This window comes from Gammaproteobacteria bacterium (genome assembly GCA_040183005.1).
Taxonomy (GTDB): Bacteria; Pseudomonadota; Gammaproteobacteria.
Genome location: JAMPIW010000002.1, coordinates 207,537 through 224,812, shown reverse-complemented (window position 1 = coordinate 224,812; position 17,276 = coordinate 207,537). Strand labels below are relative to the sequence as shown.

General features: G+C 60.2%; 13 protein-coding genes and 1 pseudogene. 8 read left to right on the top strand and 6 right to left on the bottom strand.

The genetic code is table 11. The annotated features are described in order from the left end of the window. Window positions 1–143: 143 nt before the first annotated feature. A pseudogene (locus M3A44_02585) lies at window positions 144–1,027 on the bottom strand (integrase arm-type DNA-binding domain-containing protein). 480 nt (window positions 1,028–1,507) lie between these two features. Between M3A44_02585 and M3A44_02580 the strand changes: the two are divergent. From M3A44_02580 to M3A44_02545, 8 genes are all read left to right on the top strand, one after another. After that, window positions 1,508–2,410, top strand: a complete 903-nt coding sequence (locus M3A44_02580; GenBank protein MEQ6340550.1) for a WYL domain-containing protein — start codon at window positions 1,508–1,510, stop codon at window positions 2,408–2,410. 15 nt (window positions 2,411–2,425) lie between these two features. Further along, window positions 2,426–4,177, top strand: coding sequence for a DUF262 domain-containing HNH endonuclease family protein (locus M3A44_02575; GenBank protein MEQ6340549.1), 1,752 nt, complete (start codon window positions 2,426–2,428; stop codon window positions 4,175–4,177). Between the two features lie 4 nt (window positions 4,178–4,181). Continuing rightward, a complete protein-coding gene (locus tag M3A44_02570) occupies window positions 4,182–5,747 on the top strand; it encodes a type I restriction-modification system subunit M (GenBank protein MEQ6340548.1) in 1,566 nt (521 codons plus the stop codon). Further along, window positions 5,744–7,090, top strand: a complete 1,347-nt coding sequence (locus tag M3A44_02565; GenBank protein MEQ6340547.1) for a restriction endonuclease subunit S — start codon at window positions 5,744–5,746, stop codon at window positions 7,088–7,090. Before M3A44_02570 ends, M3A44_02565 begins: the two co-directional genes overlap by 4 nt. Next, on the top strand, window positions 7,087–8,847 hold the full coding sequence (locus tag M3A44_02560) for an SIR2 family protein (protein ID MEQ6340546.1): 1,761 nt from the start codon (window positions 7,087–7,089) through the stop codon (window positions 8,845–8,847). The genes M3A44_02565 and M3A44_02560 overlap by 4 nt, the downstream gene beginning before the upstream one ends. 19 nt (window positions 8,848–8,866) lie before the next feature. After that, window positions 8,867–9,613 carry an abortive infection family protein gene (locus tag M3A44_02555; protein MEQ6340545.1) on the top strand — a complete coding sequence of 249 codons (747 nt, stop codon included), beginning with the start codon at window positions 8,867–8,869 and terminating at the stop codon, window positions 9,611–9,613. Further along, the gene (locus tag M3A44_02550; protein ID MEQ6340544.1) at window positions 9,613–12,756 is read left to right on the top strand and encodes a type I restriction endonuclease subunit R; all 3,144 of its coding nucleotides are present in this window, start codon (window positions 9,613–9,615) and stop codon (window positions 12,754–12,756) included. The genes M3A44_02555 and M3A44_02550 overlap by 1 nt, the downstream gene beginning before the upstream one ends. A 96-nt stretch (window positions 12,757–12,852) precedes the next feature. Then, window positions 12,853–13,743 (top strand): GIY-YIG nuclease family protein, encoded by an 891-nt coding sequence (locus tag M3A44_02545; protein MEQ6340543.1) that lies wholly within the window; start codon window positions 12,853–12,855, stop codon window positions 13,741–13,743. Window positions 13,744–13,751: 8 nt separating this feature from the next. Here M3A44_02545 and M3A44_02540 read toward each other — a convergent pair whose 3' ends face one another. The 5 genes from M3A44_02540 to M3A44_02520 form a co-directional block, all read right to left on the bottom strand. Continuing rightward, on the bottom strand, window positions 13,752–14,210 hold the full coding sequence (locus M3A44_02540) for a lysozyme (protein ID MEQ6340542.1): 459 nt from the start codon (window positions 14,208–14,210) through the stop codon (window positions 13,752–13,754). Continuing rightward, the gene (locus tag M3A44_02535; GenBank protein ID MEQ6340541.1) at window positions 14,207–14,683 is read right to left on the bottom strand and encodes a hypothetical protein; all 477 of its coding nucleotides are present in this window, start codon (window positions 14,681–14,683) and stop codon (window positions 14,207–14,209) included. The genes M3A44_02540 and M3A44_02535 overlap by 4 nt, the downstream gene beginning before the upstream one ends. Beyond that, window positions 14,680–14,970, bottom strand: a complete 291-nt coding sequence (locus tag M3A44_02530; GenBank protein MEQ6340540.1) for a DUF6127 family protein — start codon at window positions 14,968–14,970, stop codon at window positions 14,680–14,682. Before M3A44_02530 ends, M3A44_02535 begins: the two co-directional genes overlap by 4 nt. A gap of 76 nt (window positions 14,971–15,046) precedes the next feature. Continuing rightward, the gene (locus tag M3A44_02525; protein MEQ6340539.1) at window positions 15,047–15,268 is read right to left on the bottom strand and encodes a hypothetical protein; all 222 of its coding nucleotides are present in this window, start codon (window positions 15,266–15,268) and stop codon (window positions 15,047–15,049) included. Continuing rightward, window positions 15,261–17,276 (bottom strand): hypothetical protein, encoded by a 2,016-nt coding sequence (locus tag M3A44_02520; GenBank protein ID MEQ6340538.1) that lies wholly within the window; start codon window positions 17,274–17,276, stop codon window positions 15,261–15,263. Before M3A44_02520 ends, M3A44_02525 begins: the two co-directional genes overlap by 8 nt.

Below are 17,276 nucleotides of genomic sequence, written 5' to 3'. Positions count from 1 at the left end.
TTCGGATCAAAGCATGGTTTGCGGGGATGCTTCGGCGCAGGCACGGCGGCCGGAGGCGCAGAGAGGTAGCGCCTGTGTTTTGCCGGGCACAGCATAAGCCGGCTTGGGTGACCCGCGAGATCATCCGCTTAAAAGCCTTAATGCCCGCTGCCGGTCAAGGCGTGAAGCTCGCGCAGGATCATCACCGCTTGAGTAGCCAGCGGGACAATGTGCGCCGTGCCGGTCTTGGTGACGGTGTACCCGCCATTCCGCCGCCTCAAGGTCAATGTCTGCCCATTGCGCTGTGCGAAGCTCACCGGGCCGGACAAACACCAAGGGCGCAAGACGCAGCGCACACGCAACAGTGAAGGTGCCTTGATAGCCGTCGAGTGTTCGCAGTAATTCCGCCGCCTGCTTCGGTTCTGTGGTAGCCGCGAAGTGTTCGCCCTTCGCCGGGGGCAGTGCGCCGCGCAAGTCGCCGGATGGGTCGCGTATTGCCCGCCCGGTAGCCACGGCGTAGCGGAATACCTGCCCGCAGTTGCCCAGCGCCCGGTGTGCGGTTTCCAGTGCGCCACGGTCTTCAATGCGGCGCACCACGGCCAGCAATTGGGGTGCGGTCACGTCGGCAATTGGGGTGCCACCCATCCACGGGAAAATATCGCGCTCCAAGCGTCTGATAATGCGGTCGCCGTGATGCTCTACCCAATTGGGGGCGTGCTTCGCGTACCACTCCCGCGCCACCACTTCAAAGCTGTTCGCTGCCCGTTCCACTTTTGTCGCCTTCACGGCTTTGCGGTTTTCGCCGGGGTCTATGCCGTCGGCCAGTAACTTGCGGGCAGCGTCGCGCCGTCCTCTGGCATCCTTCAGGCTCACGTCGGGGTAAGTGCCCAGGGACAACAGCTTTTCCTTGTTGTCGAAGCGGTATTTCAGCCGCCACCACTTACCCCCGGCAGGGGTAACAAGCAGGGAATAAGCCGCGCCCGTCAAACAGCTTGGCAGGCTTCGCACCGGGCTTGGCATTGCGTATTGCGGTATCAGTTAGGGGCATTGGGGGTAACTCCTTTTTGAATTGTGGAGTTATCCCTAAGAGTTACCCCCACCTAAAGCCGGATGCTATTGGACAGTGTTACCCCGAAATGGACAGTAAGGCAATAAAAAACCCGCACTTAGGCGGGTTAGGTGGATGTTGCTGGATGTGTTTGGATGGGTAAATGGTGGAGCTGAGGCGACGCCACGCGGCCTATCACGGCTGCAATGGATTCCCTTGAGCACCAATCAAGGAAGATTGTAGGCTGATCCCGCCAAAAGCTGCAAATCCCATCTCGTGTAACGCGAGACTTGCGGACGCCGGTTCAATTCCCAAACACGGAATCGAACTCGACTCCCGAGGCGTAGCTACGTTCGTGTTGTTGCAGTCCAAGTTGTGGCGCATAATGTCATCAGTTTGATGATATGAACCGCCTAGCAATGGACAAACATAAAACCAATCACAGCCTTTCGGTCGTCCGTCTTGGATGAGGAGCCATCGGTGACTCAACCCCAGCGCGTCGAGAGCTTGAGCCACGCCCAGCGCGAGCGGTTGGCCTACATCGACTTCCGGCTCTACTTTTTCGGCGAAATCGGTCGGCCAGACCTGATCGACCGTTTCGGCGTGGCTCCGGCCGGGGCGACGCGCGACTTGGCGCTGTACCGGGAAGTTGCGCCGCAGAACATCACCTTTGACGGTAGCAACAAGGTCTACCGCATCGGGCAGGCGTTCTCCCCGCTGTTCGATCACGCATCGCAGCGCGTGCTGTCAGCGCTGGCTCTCGGCTTCGGCGATGGCGTGAACGGCGCAACGCAACCGCTGCTGCCGTGCGAATCTCCGACCGCCCTGAGCAACCCCAGGATGGATGTGTTGGCTCCGATCTGCCGGGCCATTTACGCCAAGCGGCCAGTCGCCATCCGCTACCACTCGATGAGCAGTGGTGAGTCCGAACGGGTCATCGTCCCGTTCGCACTTGTCGACACCGGCCTACGCTGGCACGTCCGTGCCTTTGATCGCAAGAGCGGCGAGTTCCGCGATTTCGTCGTCACGCGCATCGAAGCCCCGACCCTGCTCGACGAGGAGCCACAGACCAACGAACGGCCGGACAACGACATCCAGTGGACGCGCATCGTCGAGCTGGACTTCGTGCCGCATCCGCGCCTTGAGCGCCCCGAAATCATCAAGATGGACTACGGGATGCAGGATGGCGCGATCCGGATGCGCGTGCGCGCGGCGGTCGCGGGCTACATGCTGCTGCGCTGGAGCGTGGACTGCTCGCCTGACCATCGCCTCAAAGAGGAACAGTACCGCCTATGGCTCAGCGATCCGCTGGCGCTTTATGGCGTTGAGAACGCCAAGCTGGCTCCGGGCTACCAAGCCCCGAGCAGCCCCAAGAAACGATAGGGAAGAACAAACGCAATGGCCAAGACACTTGAAGCTCACGACAAGCTGATCCGGGAGATCTTCGAAGGCAGCTACCAGTTCGAGATTCCGGACTACCAGCGCCCCTACGCCTGGACAATCGAACAGGCCACGGAGCTGTTCGATGATCTGTACTCGGCGATGCAGGACGCGCGTATCTCGGGGGCCAGCAGCCAATACTTCCTGGGCAGCATCGTTCTGATCAAGAACGACCGGGACCCGAAGTCATCGGTGGTCGACGGCCAGCAACGCCTGTCTACGCTCACGATGCTGTTCGCCGTGTTGCGCACCGTGATGCCGGATGCGGCAGACGACATCACCGACTTCCTCTACAAAAAAGGCAAGGTCAGTCTTGGCGAGAAAAACGAGTATCGCCTGACCGCCCGCGAGGAAGATGCTGACTTCTTCCGCACCAATATCCAGGAACCGGGTGGCATCGCACAGTTAGTCGCCAGTACGGACAAGCTGAAAGACAGCCGTCTGCGTTACCGTGAAAACGCCACGCTGCTGCTCGAAAAGGCCAAGGCGCTTCCGCCTGCCGAACTGATTGCTCTGTGGAAATTCCTCGCCAACGACTGCTCGCTGGTTGTCATCTCCACGCCCGACCTCGAAGCCGCGTACCGCATCTTCTCCGTGCTCAACAACCGGGGGCTCGACCTCGCGCCTATCGACATCATCAAGGCGCAGGTGCTGGGCCTGATCCGCACCACGGCAGGCGACGTCAAGAGCCGCGCCTACGCCAAGGAATGGAGCCGGATCGAAAACTCGCTGGGCCGCGAAGCCTTCGGTGACCTGTTTGGTCACATCCGCAGCATCTACGCCAAGAAGAAGCAGAAGTACATCCTGGTCAAGGAGTTCCAGGAGCACGTCACCGAGTACAAGACCCCTATCGACCTCGTAGACAAGGTCATCAAACCCTACGCCGAGGTGTGGGACTTCGTGCGAGATGCCGACTTCGAGGCCACTGAACACGCCGAGACTATCAACGAACACCTGTCTTGGCTCAACCGCGTGGACTTCAAGGACTGGGTGCCACCAGCGCTGGTCTACTTCAAGCGCTTCCGGCAGCAACCAAAACTACTTGCAGAATTTTTCCAGTCGCTGGAACGCCTGACCTATTTCCTGCTGGTCACCAAGGTGGGCATCAACGAGCGCATCGAAACCTACGCCGCGCTTACCAAGGAAATCGAGCCGGAGACCTTCAAGGGGGATCTGGCCGCGCTCACCACGCTGGCACTGACAGACGCGCAAAAGCGCAAGTTCGTCGCGGCACTCGATGGCGACGTGTACGACGATCTGCCCAAGGCCCGGATGGCGCTGGTCTTACGCCTTGAGTCCTTGGTGCGCGCCCCCGGCGTACAGCTTCAAGATGCCGTGTCTCTAGAGCACGTTCTGCCGCAAACCCCGCCCGACGGTTCGGACTGGATCAAGTGGTTCCCGGATGAAGACGAGCGCGATGGCTGGACGCACCGTTTGGCCAATCTGGTTCCGCTAGATAGGAACAAGAACTCGTCTGCCAGCAACTACGACTTTGCCAAGAAGAAGGATGTGTACTTCAAGGGCAAGGGCACTGCGTCCCCCTTCATCCTGACGCAAGAGGTCCGGGCGGAAGCCACGTGGACGCCGGCAATGTTGGATGACCGGCAGAGGCGCCTCTTGGGTGTCCTTGAGAAGCACTGGGAACTATCCACCACCGAATCTAAGACTACCAATCAACACGCGGTCAATGTACCAACCACGCAGGGATAAGAACATGGCAACCAACGACACAAACAAGAACGGCGGCAACCTCGGCTTCGAGGCCGAGATGTTCAAGGCCGCCGACAAGCTGCGCGGCAATATGGAGCCGTCCGACTACAAACACGTCGCGCTCGGGCTAATTTTCTTGAAGTACATCTCGGATGCCTTCGAGGCGCGGCACAAGGCACTGCTGGCCGAAGACCCGCAGGCCGCCGAGGACAAAGACGAGTACCTCGCGGACAACGTGTTCTGGGTGCCCAAGGATGCACGCTGGTCGCACCTGCAGGCGAACGCCAAGCTGCCGACCATTGGCACGCTGATCGATGACGCGATGCGCGCCATCGAAAAGGACAACGAGTCGCTCAAGGGCGTGCTGCCCAAAGACTACGCCCGGCCTGCCCTCAACAAGGTGATGCTCGGCGAGCTGATCGACTTGATCTCTGGCATCGCGCTCAATGAAGAAGGCCACGCATCGCGCGACATCCTTGGCCGCGTCTACGAGTATTTTCTTGGCCAGTTCGCCGGGGCCGAGGGCAAGCGCGGTGGTGAGTTCTACACGCCGCGCTCAGTTGTGCGGGTGCTGGTGGAAATGCTGGAACCCTACCAAGGCCGCATCTATGACCCGTGCTGCGGCTCAGGCGGGATGTTTGTTCAGTCCGAAAAGTTTGTTCAGGAGCACGGCGGACGCATCGGCGACATCGCCATCTACGGCCAGGAATCGAACTACGTGACTTGGCGGCTGGCCAAGATGAACCTCGCGGTGCGCGGCATCGACTCTGACATCAGATGGAACAACGAGGGCAGCTTTCACAAGGACGAACTGCGCGACCTCAAGGCAGACTACATCCTCGCCAATCCACCGTTCAACATCTCCGACTGGGGTGGCGACCGTCTGCGGGAGGACGTGCGCTGGAAATTCGGCGCTCCACCGGTTGGCAACGCCAACTACGCGTGGTTGCAGCACATTTACCATCACCTCGCGCCCTACGGCACAGCGGGCGTAGTGCTGGCCAACGGATCGATGAGCTCCAACCAGTCCGGCGAGGGCGAGATCCGTAAGGCGATGATCGAAGCCGACGCAGTGGATTGCATGGTGGCCCTGCCCGGACAACTCTTTTACTCGACGCAGATCCCCGCCTGCCTGTGGTTCCTGGCTCGCAACAAGAACCCCGGCAAGGGTCTGCGCGACCGGCGTGGGCAAGTGCTGTTCATCGACGCCCGCAAGCTCGGCGTTTTGGTAGATCGCACCAGACGCGAACTGACGGACGAGGAAGTCCAAAAGATCGCCGATACCTACCACGCTTGGCGCGGGGAGGATGCTGCAGGCGAGTACGCCGACGTATCAGGATTCTGCAAATCCGCCTCGCTTGAAGACCTACGCAAGCATGACTACGTCCTTGCGCCGGGACGGTATGTCGGAACAGGCGGCGTCGAAAAGGATGACGAATCCTTCGAAGAACGGATGACACGACTTACGGCCGAACTCGGGGAACAGCTAGCCGATTCTGCTGTTCTCCAGACCACGATGCGAACGCAATTGAAACTCATTGGGTTCCCAATTCCGGAGAGTGACCAATGAAGCTTTCCGACCTGATTGATTTCAATCCAAAGCGCCCTCTTGAGAAGGGTGTCGTGGCTTCCTTTATCGAGATGGCAGATCTACCTGAGGGAGAAAGAGACGTTTCAGGAATCGGCAAGCGCGTTTTCAATGGTGGTGGTAGTAAATTCAGAAATGGGGACACCCTGTTCGCTCGAATTACCCCCTGCCTCGAAAACGGAAAAACCGCGAAGGTAAGCGGACTACCCGAAAACGCTGTTGGCCATGGATCGACTGAATTCATCGTCATGTCCGCGAAAGAACCAGACATCGATCAGGATTTTGTCTATTACGTGGCGCGGCACCCCGAGTTTCGAGCTTATGCCCAGACACGAATGGAAGGCACATCTGGGCGGCAGCGGGTTTCTTGGCAGGCCATCGCGGATTACGTCATTCCCGAGTTTTCAAGCTCTGAGCGAAAAGGCATTGGAAGCATTTTGTCTTCGATAGATGACCTTATCGCCACGAACCGTCGGACAAACGAAACAATGGAGAGGATGGCTCTGGCTCTTTTTAAAGCGTGGTTTGTGGACTTTGAGCCGGTGCGCGCCAAGGTGGAAGGTCGCTGGTTGCAAGGCGAATCGCTTCCCGGTATGCCAACTCACTTGTACGAATTCTTCCCCGACCAGCTCGTGGAAACTGAGTTTGGTGAGATTCCATTGGGATGGGGTTACGTCCCATTCGGCACATTACTCGACAGCACAATCGGTGGAGATTGGGGGAAAGATACCCCAGACGAAGACCACTCCAGAGCAGTATCCATCATCCGAGGAACCGATTTCCCCGCCGTCGCCTCAGGTGGTATCGGAAAAGTACCAACTCGGTTCACAACCGCAAAAAAACTCGCATCCCGTCAATTGCAGGCTGGCGATATCGTTGTGGAAATTTCCGGCGGCAGCCCTACACAGCCAACAGGTCGTTCTATATTTGTTTCCGAGGCGACCCTAAAACGATTTAGCAGTGCTCTTGTCTGCGCAAGTTTTTGTAGGCGCTTCCGCCCCAAGAGCGCAGAGCTAGGCCTGCTAGCTTTCATGCACCTGCAGAATCTTTATGCCTCGGGCGGAACTTGGGAGTATCAAAATCAAAGCACTGGTATTGCAAATTTTCAGACCACGCACTTCCTTGAATCTGAAATGGTTGCTATGCCACCAGAGAAATTACTTAGTGCTTTCACGGCGCAAGCTCAGTCATTGCTCGAAAACACGTCGAGAAATGAGAGCCTAGCGTTGGCACGGCTCCGCGACACCCTGCTGCCAAAGCTCATTTCAGGCGAGCTGCGCGTAGCGGATGCAGAGCGGCTTATTGGGGAGGTGGAGAAGGCATGATCGATCCGCTGCACTCCCTTGCTTTCTCCGTCCAGGCGAATCCTGGCGTCTATGCCGTATTGGTTGGCTCGGGCGTGTCGCGCTCCGCTCAGATTCCCACAGGTTGGGAAATCACTCTCGATTTCGTGCGCAAACTGGCCGAGGTAGCGGGCGAAACCTGCAGTACCGATCCTGCTCATTGGTATCGCGAGCGTTACGGCAAAGAGCCCGACTATTCTGATTTGCTGGATGCACTGGCCAAGACTCCAGCCGAGCGCCAGCAGTTGCTCCGTGCCTATCTGGAACCTTCCGAAGTGGAACGTGCCGATGGCCTCAAGGCACCCACCGCCGCGCACAGGGCCATTGCCAGCCTTGCCGCCAAGGGATACATCCGCATCATCATCACCACAAATTTCGACCGTCTGATGGAGACGGCCCTGGCGGATGTTGGTGTGGTGCCGACCGTTCTCAGTTCGCCGGATCAGGTGCACGGTGCGATGCCCTTGATCCACACCCGCTGCTGCGTATTCAAAGTGCATGGCGATTACCTGGACACCCGCATCCGCAACACGCCCGCCGAACTGGAGAACTACCCCAAGGAATTTGACGTTCTGTTGGATCGCATCCTCGACGAGTTTGGACTGATCGTCTGCGGCTGGTCGGCTGAATGGGATACCGCTTTGCGTGCCACTGTCGAGCGATCAGTGTCCCGCCGCTTCTCTCACTTCTGGGCCGTGCGCGGTGAGCCGGGGAACGCCGCCAAGCGACTGATTGAGCACCGACAAGGGCAGAAATTACCGATTGCAGATGCGGACAGCTTCTTTTCGGAGCTCGGACGTCTGGTTGAGGCGCTAGAACAGTTCTCGCGACCACATCCTCTCTCTACCGATGCCGCGGTTGCCAGCCTCAAGGGCTACCTCGCCGAACCCAAGCACCGCATCCGTCTAGCTGATCTGGTCGGCGGTGAGGTAGACCGGGTGCTCGACGCCACTGCGACCCCTGCATTCGCTCTGCAAGGCGGGCCAGCACCGGATACGAATACTTTTACAGCACGGGTGCGCGCGTATGAGGCTGCGTGCGAGACGCTGATAGCGATGGCCGCCGTGGGCGGCTACTGGGTGGAGGATTGGCATTGCGCCACGTGGCAGACAGCACTAACAAGGTTGGCTACACGGCGGGGAGAGGCTGGCTTCAACCTTTGGGTTGAATCGCAGCGCTATCCAGCCACCTTGCTGCTCTACACCCTGGGACTTGGTGCGGTCGAGGCTGGCGAACGGGGATTGCTGTTCATGGGGAAACTATTCGGCACCACAGTCCACCGGGAACATAAGGAGGATAAGACCGCTGTCGAACTCTTGCCCGCGTTTAGCCTGTTCGAGCGGGGCAATGAGCCTGCGAAGCTTCTCGAGGGAATGGATCGTCGGCATGCGCCGCTCAATGACTGGCTCCATGCGCTGCTGCAACCTCGATTCCGAAGCCTGATCCCATCAGAGGCCAGATTCTCGTATGGCTTCGACCGGTTGGAAGTTCTGATGGCACTGAGCTTTGCGCATCACGCCAAACGAGCTGAAGGATGGCCATATTGGGTACCGCCAGGGTGCTATGGCTATCGGAGGGATAGCCTGGAACGCATCCTCAAGGAGATGCAGTCCTCAATCGAAAATCTCGGAGATAACTCGCCCTACGTCAGAAGCGGCCTCTTTGGCCATTCGGCCGAGCAGTGCATCACGGGGATCAATGCATTTGCAGCCTGGGTGCGGGAGCTGCGATGGTTCTGAAAACCGCTAGAGGCAACGTATGACCCTCGACTGGTGCCCAGGCATCCGTGAGGCCTGCGGGCATTGGCGTGACGCGCCGATGTTGCAGCAAACCTTCGAGGCGATGGAGCGCAATCTGGAGCAGAACAACGATGCGTGCATCGACTGCGCCAAGACCGTCGTCGAGGTGGTCTGTCGCGTTGTGGTGGAGAGTTTCCACACCCAGCAAGCCCCGCTCAAGCCCACGCAGGAAACGCCCTCGCTGTCTGACTGGCTGACGGCAGCCATTCGCGCGCTCAAACTGGGCGATGTCCGTGATGACCGGTTCAAGAAGCTGGTGTCCAGCCACCACAAGTTGGCCGACGCCCTGAACGATCTGCGCAACAAGGCGGGCCCCGCCAGCCACGGCAAAGACCCGTATCTGGCGCGGTTGGCAGAGCACCACCGCCGCAGCGCGGTTCTGGCCGCAGACGCCATCGTGGCATTTCTGCATCAGGCCTATCTGGATGCGCTGCTCGACCCGATCAGTTCCCGGGAACCTTGGGAGCGATTCGCGGAAGACAACGCGCTGATCGACGCGCACGTGGGGCTGGCGGTGGACGCCGAGGATGGCGACTCGCCGACCTTACGGTTCCTGCTGCCGGGCGGTGATGAGCTGCCCATCAATATCGAAGTCAGCCGTTTGCTTTACCAACTGGATCGAGACGCCTATGTGGAGGCGCTGAACGCTTCGCGCGGAGCACCTGCACCGTTGGTAGGTCAAAGCGGAGAACAAGGAGAAGAATGATGGCGTTTTTGTCGGAGGCCGCCGTTGAGCTGGCTCTACTGGAGCAATTGCGGGGGCTGGGATACAGCATCGAGCACGAGGAAAACATTGGCCCCGATGGCCACCGCCCCGAGCGCGAAAGTCATGACGAAGTGATATTGAAAAAGCGCTTCGAGAATGCCGTGGCGTTGCTCAACCCCGGACTGCCGCTAGAGGCACGTCAGGATGCAATTCGGAAGGTGATGCAGCATGAACTGCCGTCGCTACTCGAAGAGAACCGCCGTATTCACAGGCTGATCACAGAGGGTGTCGATGTCGAGTACTACGCCGACGATGGCACCCTGACTGCGGGTAAGGTTTCGCTGATCAACTTCGAGCAGCCTGATCAGAACGACTGGTTGGCTGTGAGCCAGTTCGTGGTGATTGCTGGGCAGCACAACCGGCGGCCCGACGTAGTCGTCTTCGTGAACGGCTTGCCACTTGGTGTGATCGAGTTGAAGGCACCGGGAAGCGGTAACGCAACATTGGTCGGGGCATTCAACCAGCTACAGACCTACAAGAAGCAGATTCCGGCCCTGTTCAACCTCAATGCGCTGCTGGTGACATCGGACGGGATCACCGCCCGAGTCGGCTCACTTACCGCCGACCTTGAGCGATTCATGCCGTGGCGCACGACTGACGGCAAGGACGTTGCACCGAGGGGAGCGCCCGAACTATCTACATTGATTGAGGGCGTTTTCCATCAGCGCCGTCTGCTCGACCTGCTTTGCTACTTCACGGTGTTTGGCGAGACAGGGTCAGGACTGGCAAAGATCATCGCTGGCTACCACCAGTTCCATGCAGTGCAGCACGCCGTCAACAGCACAGTGACGGCATCGGCCCCTGGCGGAAACCAGCGTGTAGGTGTGATCTGGCACACACAGGGTTCCGGTAAAAGCCTGCTGATGGCGTTCTATGCTGGGCAGTTGGTCAAGCACCCGGCTATGGCCAACCCAACACTGGTGGTGCTGACAGACCGGAACGATCTTGACGATCAACTGTTCGCGACCTTTTCGATGTGCCGCGATTTGATTCGCCAGACACCGGTACAGGCAGACAGCCGCGAGGACTTGCAGAAGCACTTGGCACGTGCATCCGGCGGTGTGATTTTCACCACCCTGCAGAAATTTGGCGAGACCAGCCAAGCGCTGACTGATCGCCGCAACGTGATCGTGATCGCGGATGAGGCCCACCGCAGCCAATACGGCTTCAGAGCCAAGGTGGACGCGAAGACCGGCGAAATTTCTTATGGCTTCGCCAAGCACATGCGCGACGCCCTGCCCAATGCATCGTTCATTGGCTTTACAGGCACGCCCATCGAAGCCGATGACGTGAACACCCCGGCCGTTTTCGGCAACTACATCGACGTGTATGACATCAGTCGTGCCGTCGAAGACGGTGCAACCGTGCCGATCTACTACGAGTCACGGCTGGCGCGCATTGAGTTGGACGAGGACGAGAAGCCCAAGATTGATGCTGAGGTAAACGAACTCACTGAGGACGACCCGGAAGTCGAGCAGGAGCGTTTCAAGAAAAAGTGGTCAACCGTTGAAGCCTTGGTGGGCAGCGACAAGCGACTGGCATTGGTGGCGAAGGACATGGTCACCCACTTTGAGGATCGCGTGGTGGCCCTGGATGGGAAGGCGATGGTGGTTTGTATGAGCCGTCGCATCTGCGTGAAGCTGTACGACGAAATCGTGAAGCTGCGCCCGGACTGGCATAGCGCTGATGACAACGCGGGCGCAGTCAAAATCGTGATGACGGGCGCGGCAAGTGATCCGCAGGAGTGGCAACAGCATATCGGCAACAAGGCCCGGCGTGATCTGCTGGCCAAGCGCGCCCGAGATCCAAAGGACCCTCTGAGGCTCGTGATCGTGCGGGATATGTGGTTGACCGGCTTTGACGCACCGTGCATGCACACGATGTACGTGGACAAGCCGATGCAAGGCCACGGTCTGATGCAGGCGATTGCCCGAGTGAATCGGGTGTTCCGCGACAAGCCTGCAGGGTTGATCGTGGACTACATCGGCATCGCGCAGAACCTCAAGTCAGCGCTGCAGCAATATTCTAAGAACGACCAGGAGAACACCGGCGTCGATGAAGCGCAAGCGGTCGCGGTGATGATGGAAAAGTACGAGGTGGTGCGGGACATGTACCACGGCTTCGACTACACGTCGGCAATGTCCGGGACACCGCAGCAGCGCTTGGCAATGATGGCCGGGGCCATCGAGTGGATTCTCGATCTACAGCAGAAATTGGCAGAGAAGGAAAAAACAGCGGAAGGTAAGAAGAACGCACATCGCCGCTATCAGGATGCGGTTTTGTCTCTGTCCAAGGCGTTCTCACTTGCGTCGGCATCGGACGAGGCCCGCGAGATCCGAGAGGAAGTCGGTTTCTTCCAGGCGATCCGAGCGGCGCTGGTCAAGACCAGCACGGGTTCTGGTGTAACCCAGCAAGAGCGCGAATTGGCAATCCAGCAAATCGTCAGCCGTGCGGTGGTCTCGACCGAGATTGTGGACATCCTTGCTGCCGCAGGCATTAAGAGCCCGGACATCTCCATCCTGTCCGATGAATTCCTGGCTGAAGTCCAGCAGATGGAGCGCAAGAACCTCGCACTGGAGGCCTTGCGCAAACTGATCAACGACGGCATTCGCTCACGTAGCAAGTCCAACGTCGTGCAGACCAAGGCCTTCTCAGAACGGCTTGAGGATGCGGTAGCGCGTTACCACGCCAATGCGATCACGACTGCTGAGGTGCTTCAGGAGCTGATCGAGCTTGCCAAAGACATCCGGGCCGCGCGACAGCGTGGCGAAGAGCAAGGCTTGTCCGAGGATGAAATCGCCTTCTACGACGCGCTGGCCGAGAACGAGAGCGCGATTCAGATGATGGGTGACGACAAATTGAAACTCATTGCCCACGAGTTGTTGGTGAGCTTGCGTGAAAACGTCTCGGTCGACTGGGCTCACCGCGATTCAGCTCGTGCGCGGATGCGGGTGCTGGTCAAACGCATTCTGCGCAAGTACGGCTATCCGCCTGACTTACAGGACGCGGCTGTACAGACCGTTTTGCAGCAGGCAGAGGCGTTGTCGTCAAGTTGGACTGTCTCACGCGGAGGGACTGCTTGAAATGACTGATCGAGAAATTCACCTTAGAAGATGCAGCTGGTCGCCACATTTTCCGGGAGCTATCCAGCATATGTCGCCAGCGGTGGAGAGCAACTAATGCAGCCGTTTTCAATCACCCTCTTCGCGACCACCGGCGATCCGGAAGGCATACGCCATCTCGACAAGTCGAACTGGTCAGGCTACGGCGTCGTCTTTAACAGGGAGCTCTTTCACTTGTTGAAGCAGGAACCGGGCTTCTCCCAGGCCGGTATCTACATCCTTGTGGGCAATGCCGCCGAAGAGACGATCTACATCGGCGAGGCTGATCCAGTCGGCGACCGCTTGAAGAATCACGTCTCGAACAAGGAGGGATGGGTTTGGGGCGTCTACTTCTTCGACCGCAACCACAAGATCGGCAAGACGGAAGTTCAGTACCTGGAGTCGGCATTGGTTGCTCTGGCCAAGAAACACGACAGGGCCATTCTTCTGAACAAGAATAACCCGACTGCTCCGACGATGGCCCCCGCAGCAAAGGCCACGGCCCAGGCATTCCTTGCTGACATGTTGTTGATCCTGCCGATGCTTGGAATCAACGCTTTCACGCCGACCAAGCAGGACGACCCGAGCGATCAGGTACAGCCCGTCGGTTCTGAGAACGACAAGTTCGACACCATCGTTGTCCCGGCACGTGAGGAAGGGTTCAAGCAACGCTTTCTGAATGAACACTGCTGGTTTGCCGTGCGTATAAATGCGAAGCACATCTCGAAACTGAAGTTCATCGCGGCCTATCAGGTCGCCCCCGTTGCCGCCATCACCCACATCGCCGAGATCGACGCCATCGTTCCGTACAACGATACGGGCAAGTACATGATCAAGTTCAAAGGGGCGGCAACGGCAATTGTTCCGATCCCGCGCCCGGAGAGTAGCGAGGTCAATATGCAGTCGTCGCGCTACGCGCTTCGAGACAAGTTGCTGGCTGCGAAGAACCTGGATCAAGTTTGGGTATGAGTCGTGTGTCAGGCCGACAGGATGCGCGCTTCGATCTCACGGCGCGCGACTAATCCTGGGAGTACCTTGCCGCCGCCATAGACCCAGCGGCGCAATTCCTGCCCTGCAGCGGGCCAGTCCCGCTGGTTGATCCTTCTCCGCAACGTCGACGTCTGCAGCCGCCCCGCGCCAAGGTTGAAGGTGAAGTCCACGATGGCCGAGAGTCGCCCCTCAGGCTCTGTGGCCAACACCGGGCAGTAGCGCAGCGTCGCGGCGAGCGCCGTTTGTAGGTCGTGTGCCAGATAGACCTCGGCTTCCGCTTCAGTGATGGGCGGGTGCTTCGGCTCGCACAGACGGCCGTAGCCAATCGTCCAATAGCCCGCCGGACAGATGTACGGATGTGCGCGTCCAGGATCGGCCTTCGGTACGCGGTGGAACCCTTCGAAGCGCTTGGCCAGCTCGATAGCCGTTTTTGGCACCCTGGTCACGAGCGCACCCGGTCGAACACGCGTCCCAGGAACCAGAAATTCAACACCCCGGCCCACAGCGCCTGATCGGCTTCCGTCCATGCGTGCAGGATGGCCGTGCCCCAGCCAGCGCCAGCGGTCACAGCGGCCGCGAACGCTGCCGTCTTGGCTGCGCAGTACAACGCCATGAACCAGTAGGTGATGACGGGCCGAACGCTGATCGACAACGCGTCTGCCCAGCGCACACCGGTCTTCTCCCCTTGGGTGCGAACCGCCTCGCGCAGCGCATCGACGGCACCGACGTTCCAGGCGGCCTCGGCACTCGCGCCGATTTCGGCCATCCGCTGCGCGCCGCGAATTTTCTCGAACTCCAGCGCCTTGTCCTGCATCGCCAGCTCGTGGCCGCGTTCGCCCTTGCGATCCAGCCACTTGAGGATTTCGGGCGCGAGACGGAAGGCCCCGCCGAGGAGACCACCGAGTAATGTCTCGATCATTGGGGGGCTCCCATCAGCTTGAGCTTGATGACTGCGCCTGCTACCAACGCCAGCAGAAAGCCGGTGGTGATCACCTTGACCACCGTTTGCCACGCGGTGTGCTTCGCCGTGTTGAAGGCTTCCAGCAGGCCCCGCAGCTCGCGGATGTCGCTGGCAGCGTCTTCGCCATCGAGGCCCACGTCAGCCAGCGCGTGGCGAGCGCCGCGTTCGGCGACGCGCTCCAGCAGTTCTTCGAATTCGTCCTTGGGCATGGTCACCATGCCCTCTGTCACAGTCGGTGCGTTCATTTGCGTGCTCCAGAAATGCGAAACCCGCCCGATGCGTGAGCATCAGGGCGGGTCTCAGGGTTGAATCAGTTCGGTTTCAGATCTCGATGATTTCCAGCGTCAGGCTGGGGGCGATACCTTCGATGGCGTCGTCGCGGACGAACACCTTCTGGCCAAGGGCCGCAGAGCCCCGCGCCTTGATTCGGCCACCACCGGGCAATGCGACAGTGACCACGCCAGAGCCGACGTCGATCACGGTGCCCGCCTGCAGCGGCGGGTCGGGAATCAGTTGGCGAAACTGCTCGTAGAGGTTATGCATAGGCCTGCACTCCCAGCGTCTGCCAGACCTCGGGCAACCCGGCTTCCACTTGGATCGCGCGGACGATGCCCAGCCGGGTGACGCTGCCGTCCTGGTACTCCACGAACGCACCGGGCTCGATAATCCCGGTCTCGGCGAGCACCGGCAGGCGCAGGCTGACCTCAAGCTGGTGACCCGTGTCGGCCAGCACGGCTACGCCACGCTGCCGCGCGGCGGCGGCCTCGGTGATCAGCGGGTCGACGACCATCGGTGCCAGCACTTCTCCGGCAGTCCCGGCTCGGGTCACCTGCCCGAGCACGCCTACGTCCTGCCCGGAAACGAACACGCGGTTGTACGCAGGCTTTTCCAACCAGCGCAGCGACTCGCGGGTGACAGCATCGACGGGCAACACGAAGTCGGGCGTGACCGTGCTCCATTCCCACGGGGCGACCGGGTAGCGATGACGCACACGAATGGTCTGCGCTGATGGGTGCGGGATCAGGTATCCACCGGCAGCGCCAGCAATGGCGGTCAATGCGTCGATCCACGATCCCTGTTGCGCGAACGCACCGGCGGGGACGTTCCAGTCCGTCAGGCCCCAATCGACCGTCCAGCCCAGCGGGATGCCGTTGACCGCGAGCACGTCGTCCATCAACTGCCGAGCAGTGCGACCCTCGGTATTCGAAAACGTCATCACCGGCGCGTAAGGCGCGGCCAGAACGGCGTTGCACCCCCGGCCGGAAATGCGAATGCTGGCGTCACCGAAGATGCGCTCGCGGCTGATGCTCTCGGCCAGCACGCGAAACGGGGTGCCGTTGACGCTGGCCATGAGTTCGACGGGCCCGGACGCGCTGCCCGCGACCAGCGCTTCGGCTTTCGCAGGCAGCACCGCATCGAAGCCCCACGCCCAGGACGATGCATCGAGCGACAGCGAGAGGTTGAACACCGGCACCGGCGCGCCATCGGACACGCGGTACAGGGTCACGTTGTTGATCACGAAATAGATCCTCCGAACAGGAATGACCACCGGCTCACCATCCGGAGGTGGTGGGGTGACGTGGCTTTCACAAAGGAACAGCAGATGCCCATCGGTCGCGGCCAGCGCGGCAAACAGCAGGTGCGGACTGGGCGTGTAGCAAGGCTGCGGAACGGGCGGCTCGGGCACCACCCACCGGCTGATGCCCGGTGGCGGCGGCACCGCCTCCTGATACCTGCCGCGCCAGCCCTTTAGTTGCGGCCGTGCGGTCTGAAAATCGCTCCCCTGGCCGCGTACCACCAACACAGCGCTTTGCCACCGGGACAACCTCCCCGCGCGCTTGGTGCGGTCACCGTCCTGATGCCGGAACCGCGTGGCATCCCGTATCGGGCCTGCGTTCTGGAACAGACCTTGTCGGGTCGCCGCAAAACGCGTGGCGTCCTGGTGCGCGAACCACGTCGAATCCTGCAGCCGGGTCGCATCCTGGTGGCGAGCGCCTCGTTGCTCGGGCGCTGCCGCCAGCACCGGCGGCAACCTGTGCTCGATGCCTTGAGGAACACCCAAGGTGCGTCGCCAGAACGTGTCCCAGCCTGCGGGTGTCGCGGCAGCGTCCTGCTGGCCCTGCGTGGCACCGTCCTCGATTTGTCTCGCCAATTGCCAAGGGTGAGCGGTATGGCCCACCGTCGGTCGCTGCGTGCGCGAGAAGTACCTGACCTCGCCGGAGAACACGACACCGGGAAGGCTTGCGCCCGCCACGTCCAAGGGCACGCTTGGGCGCAGCAGTAACGTGCTGACAGTCAAGGCAGGTAGCTCGGCCAGCAATTCGGCCCGCGCTGGCGGGATGAACTTGATCGCCACGACCGGCAACGGCAGGCTGGCCAGCACCACGACGTCGTCGCGCGGCGCGATGTAGTTGGCCCCGAACACCAAGTTGGCGTCGGTGGCAGCCGGTTGGTCAAACAGCAGATCGACCAGCGGAGGCCCGACCACCACGCTGGCGGTGGGCGCAGGCAACGCGGCCACCAGGGTCACCTCGTTGAGAACGGCAGGCAC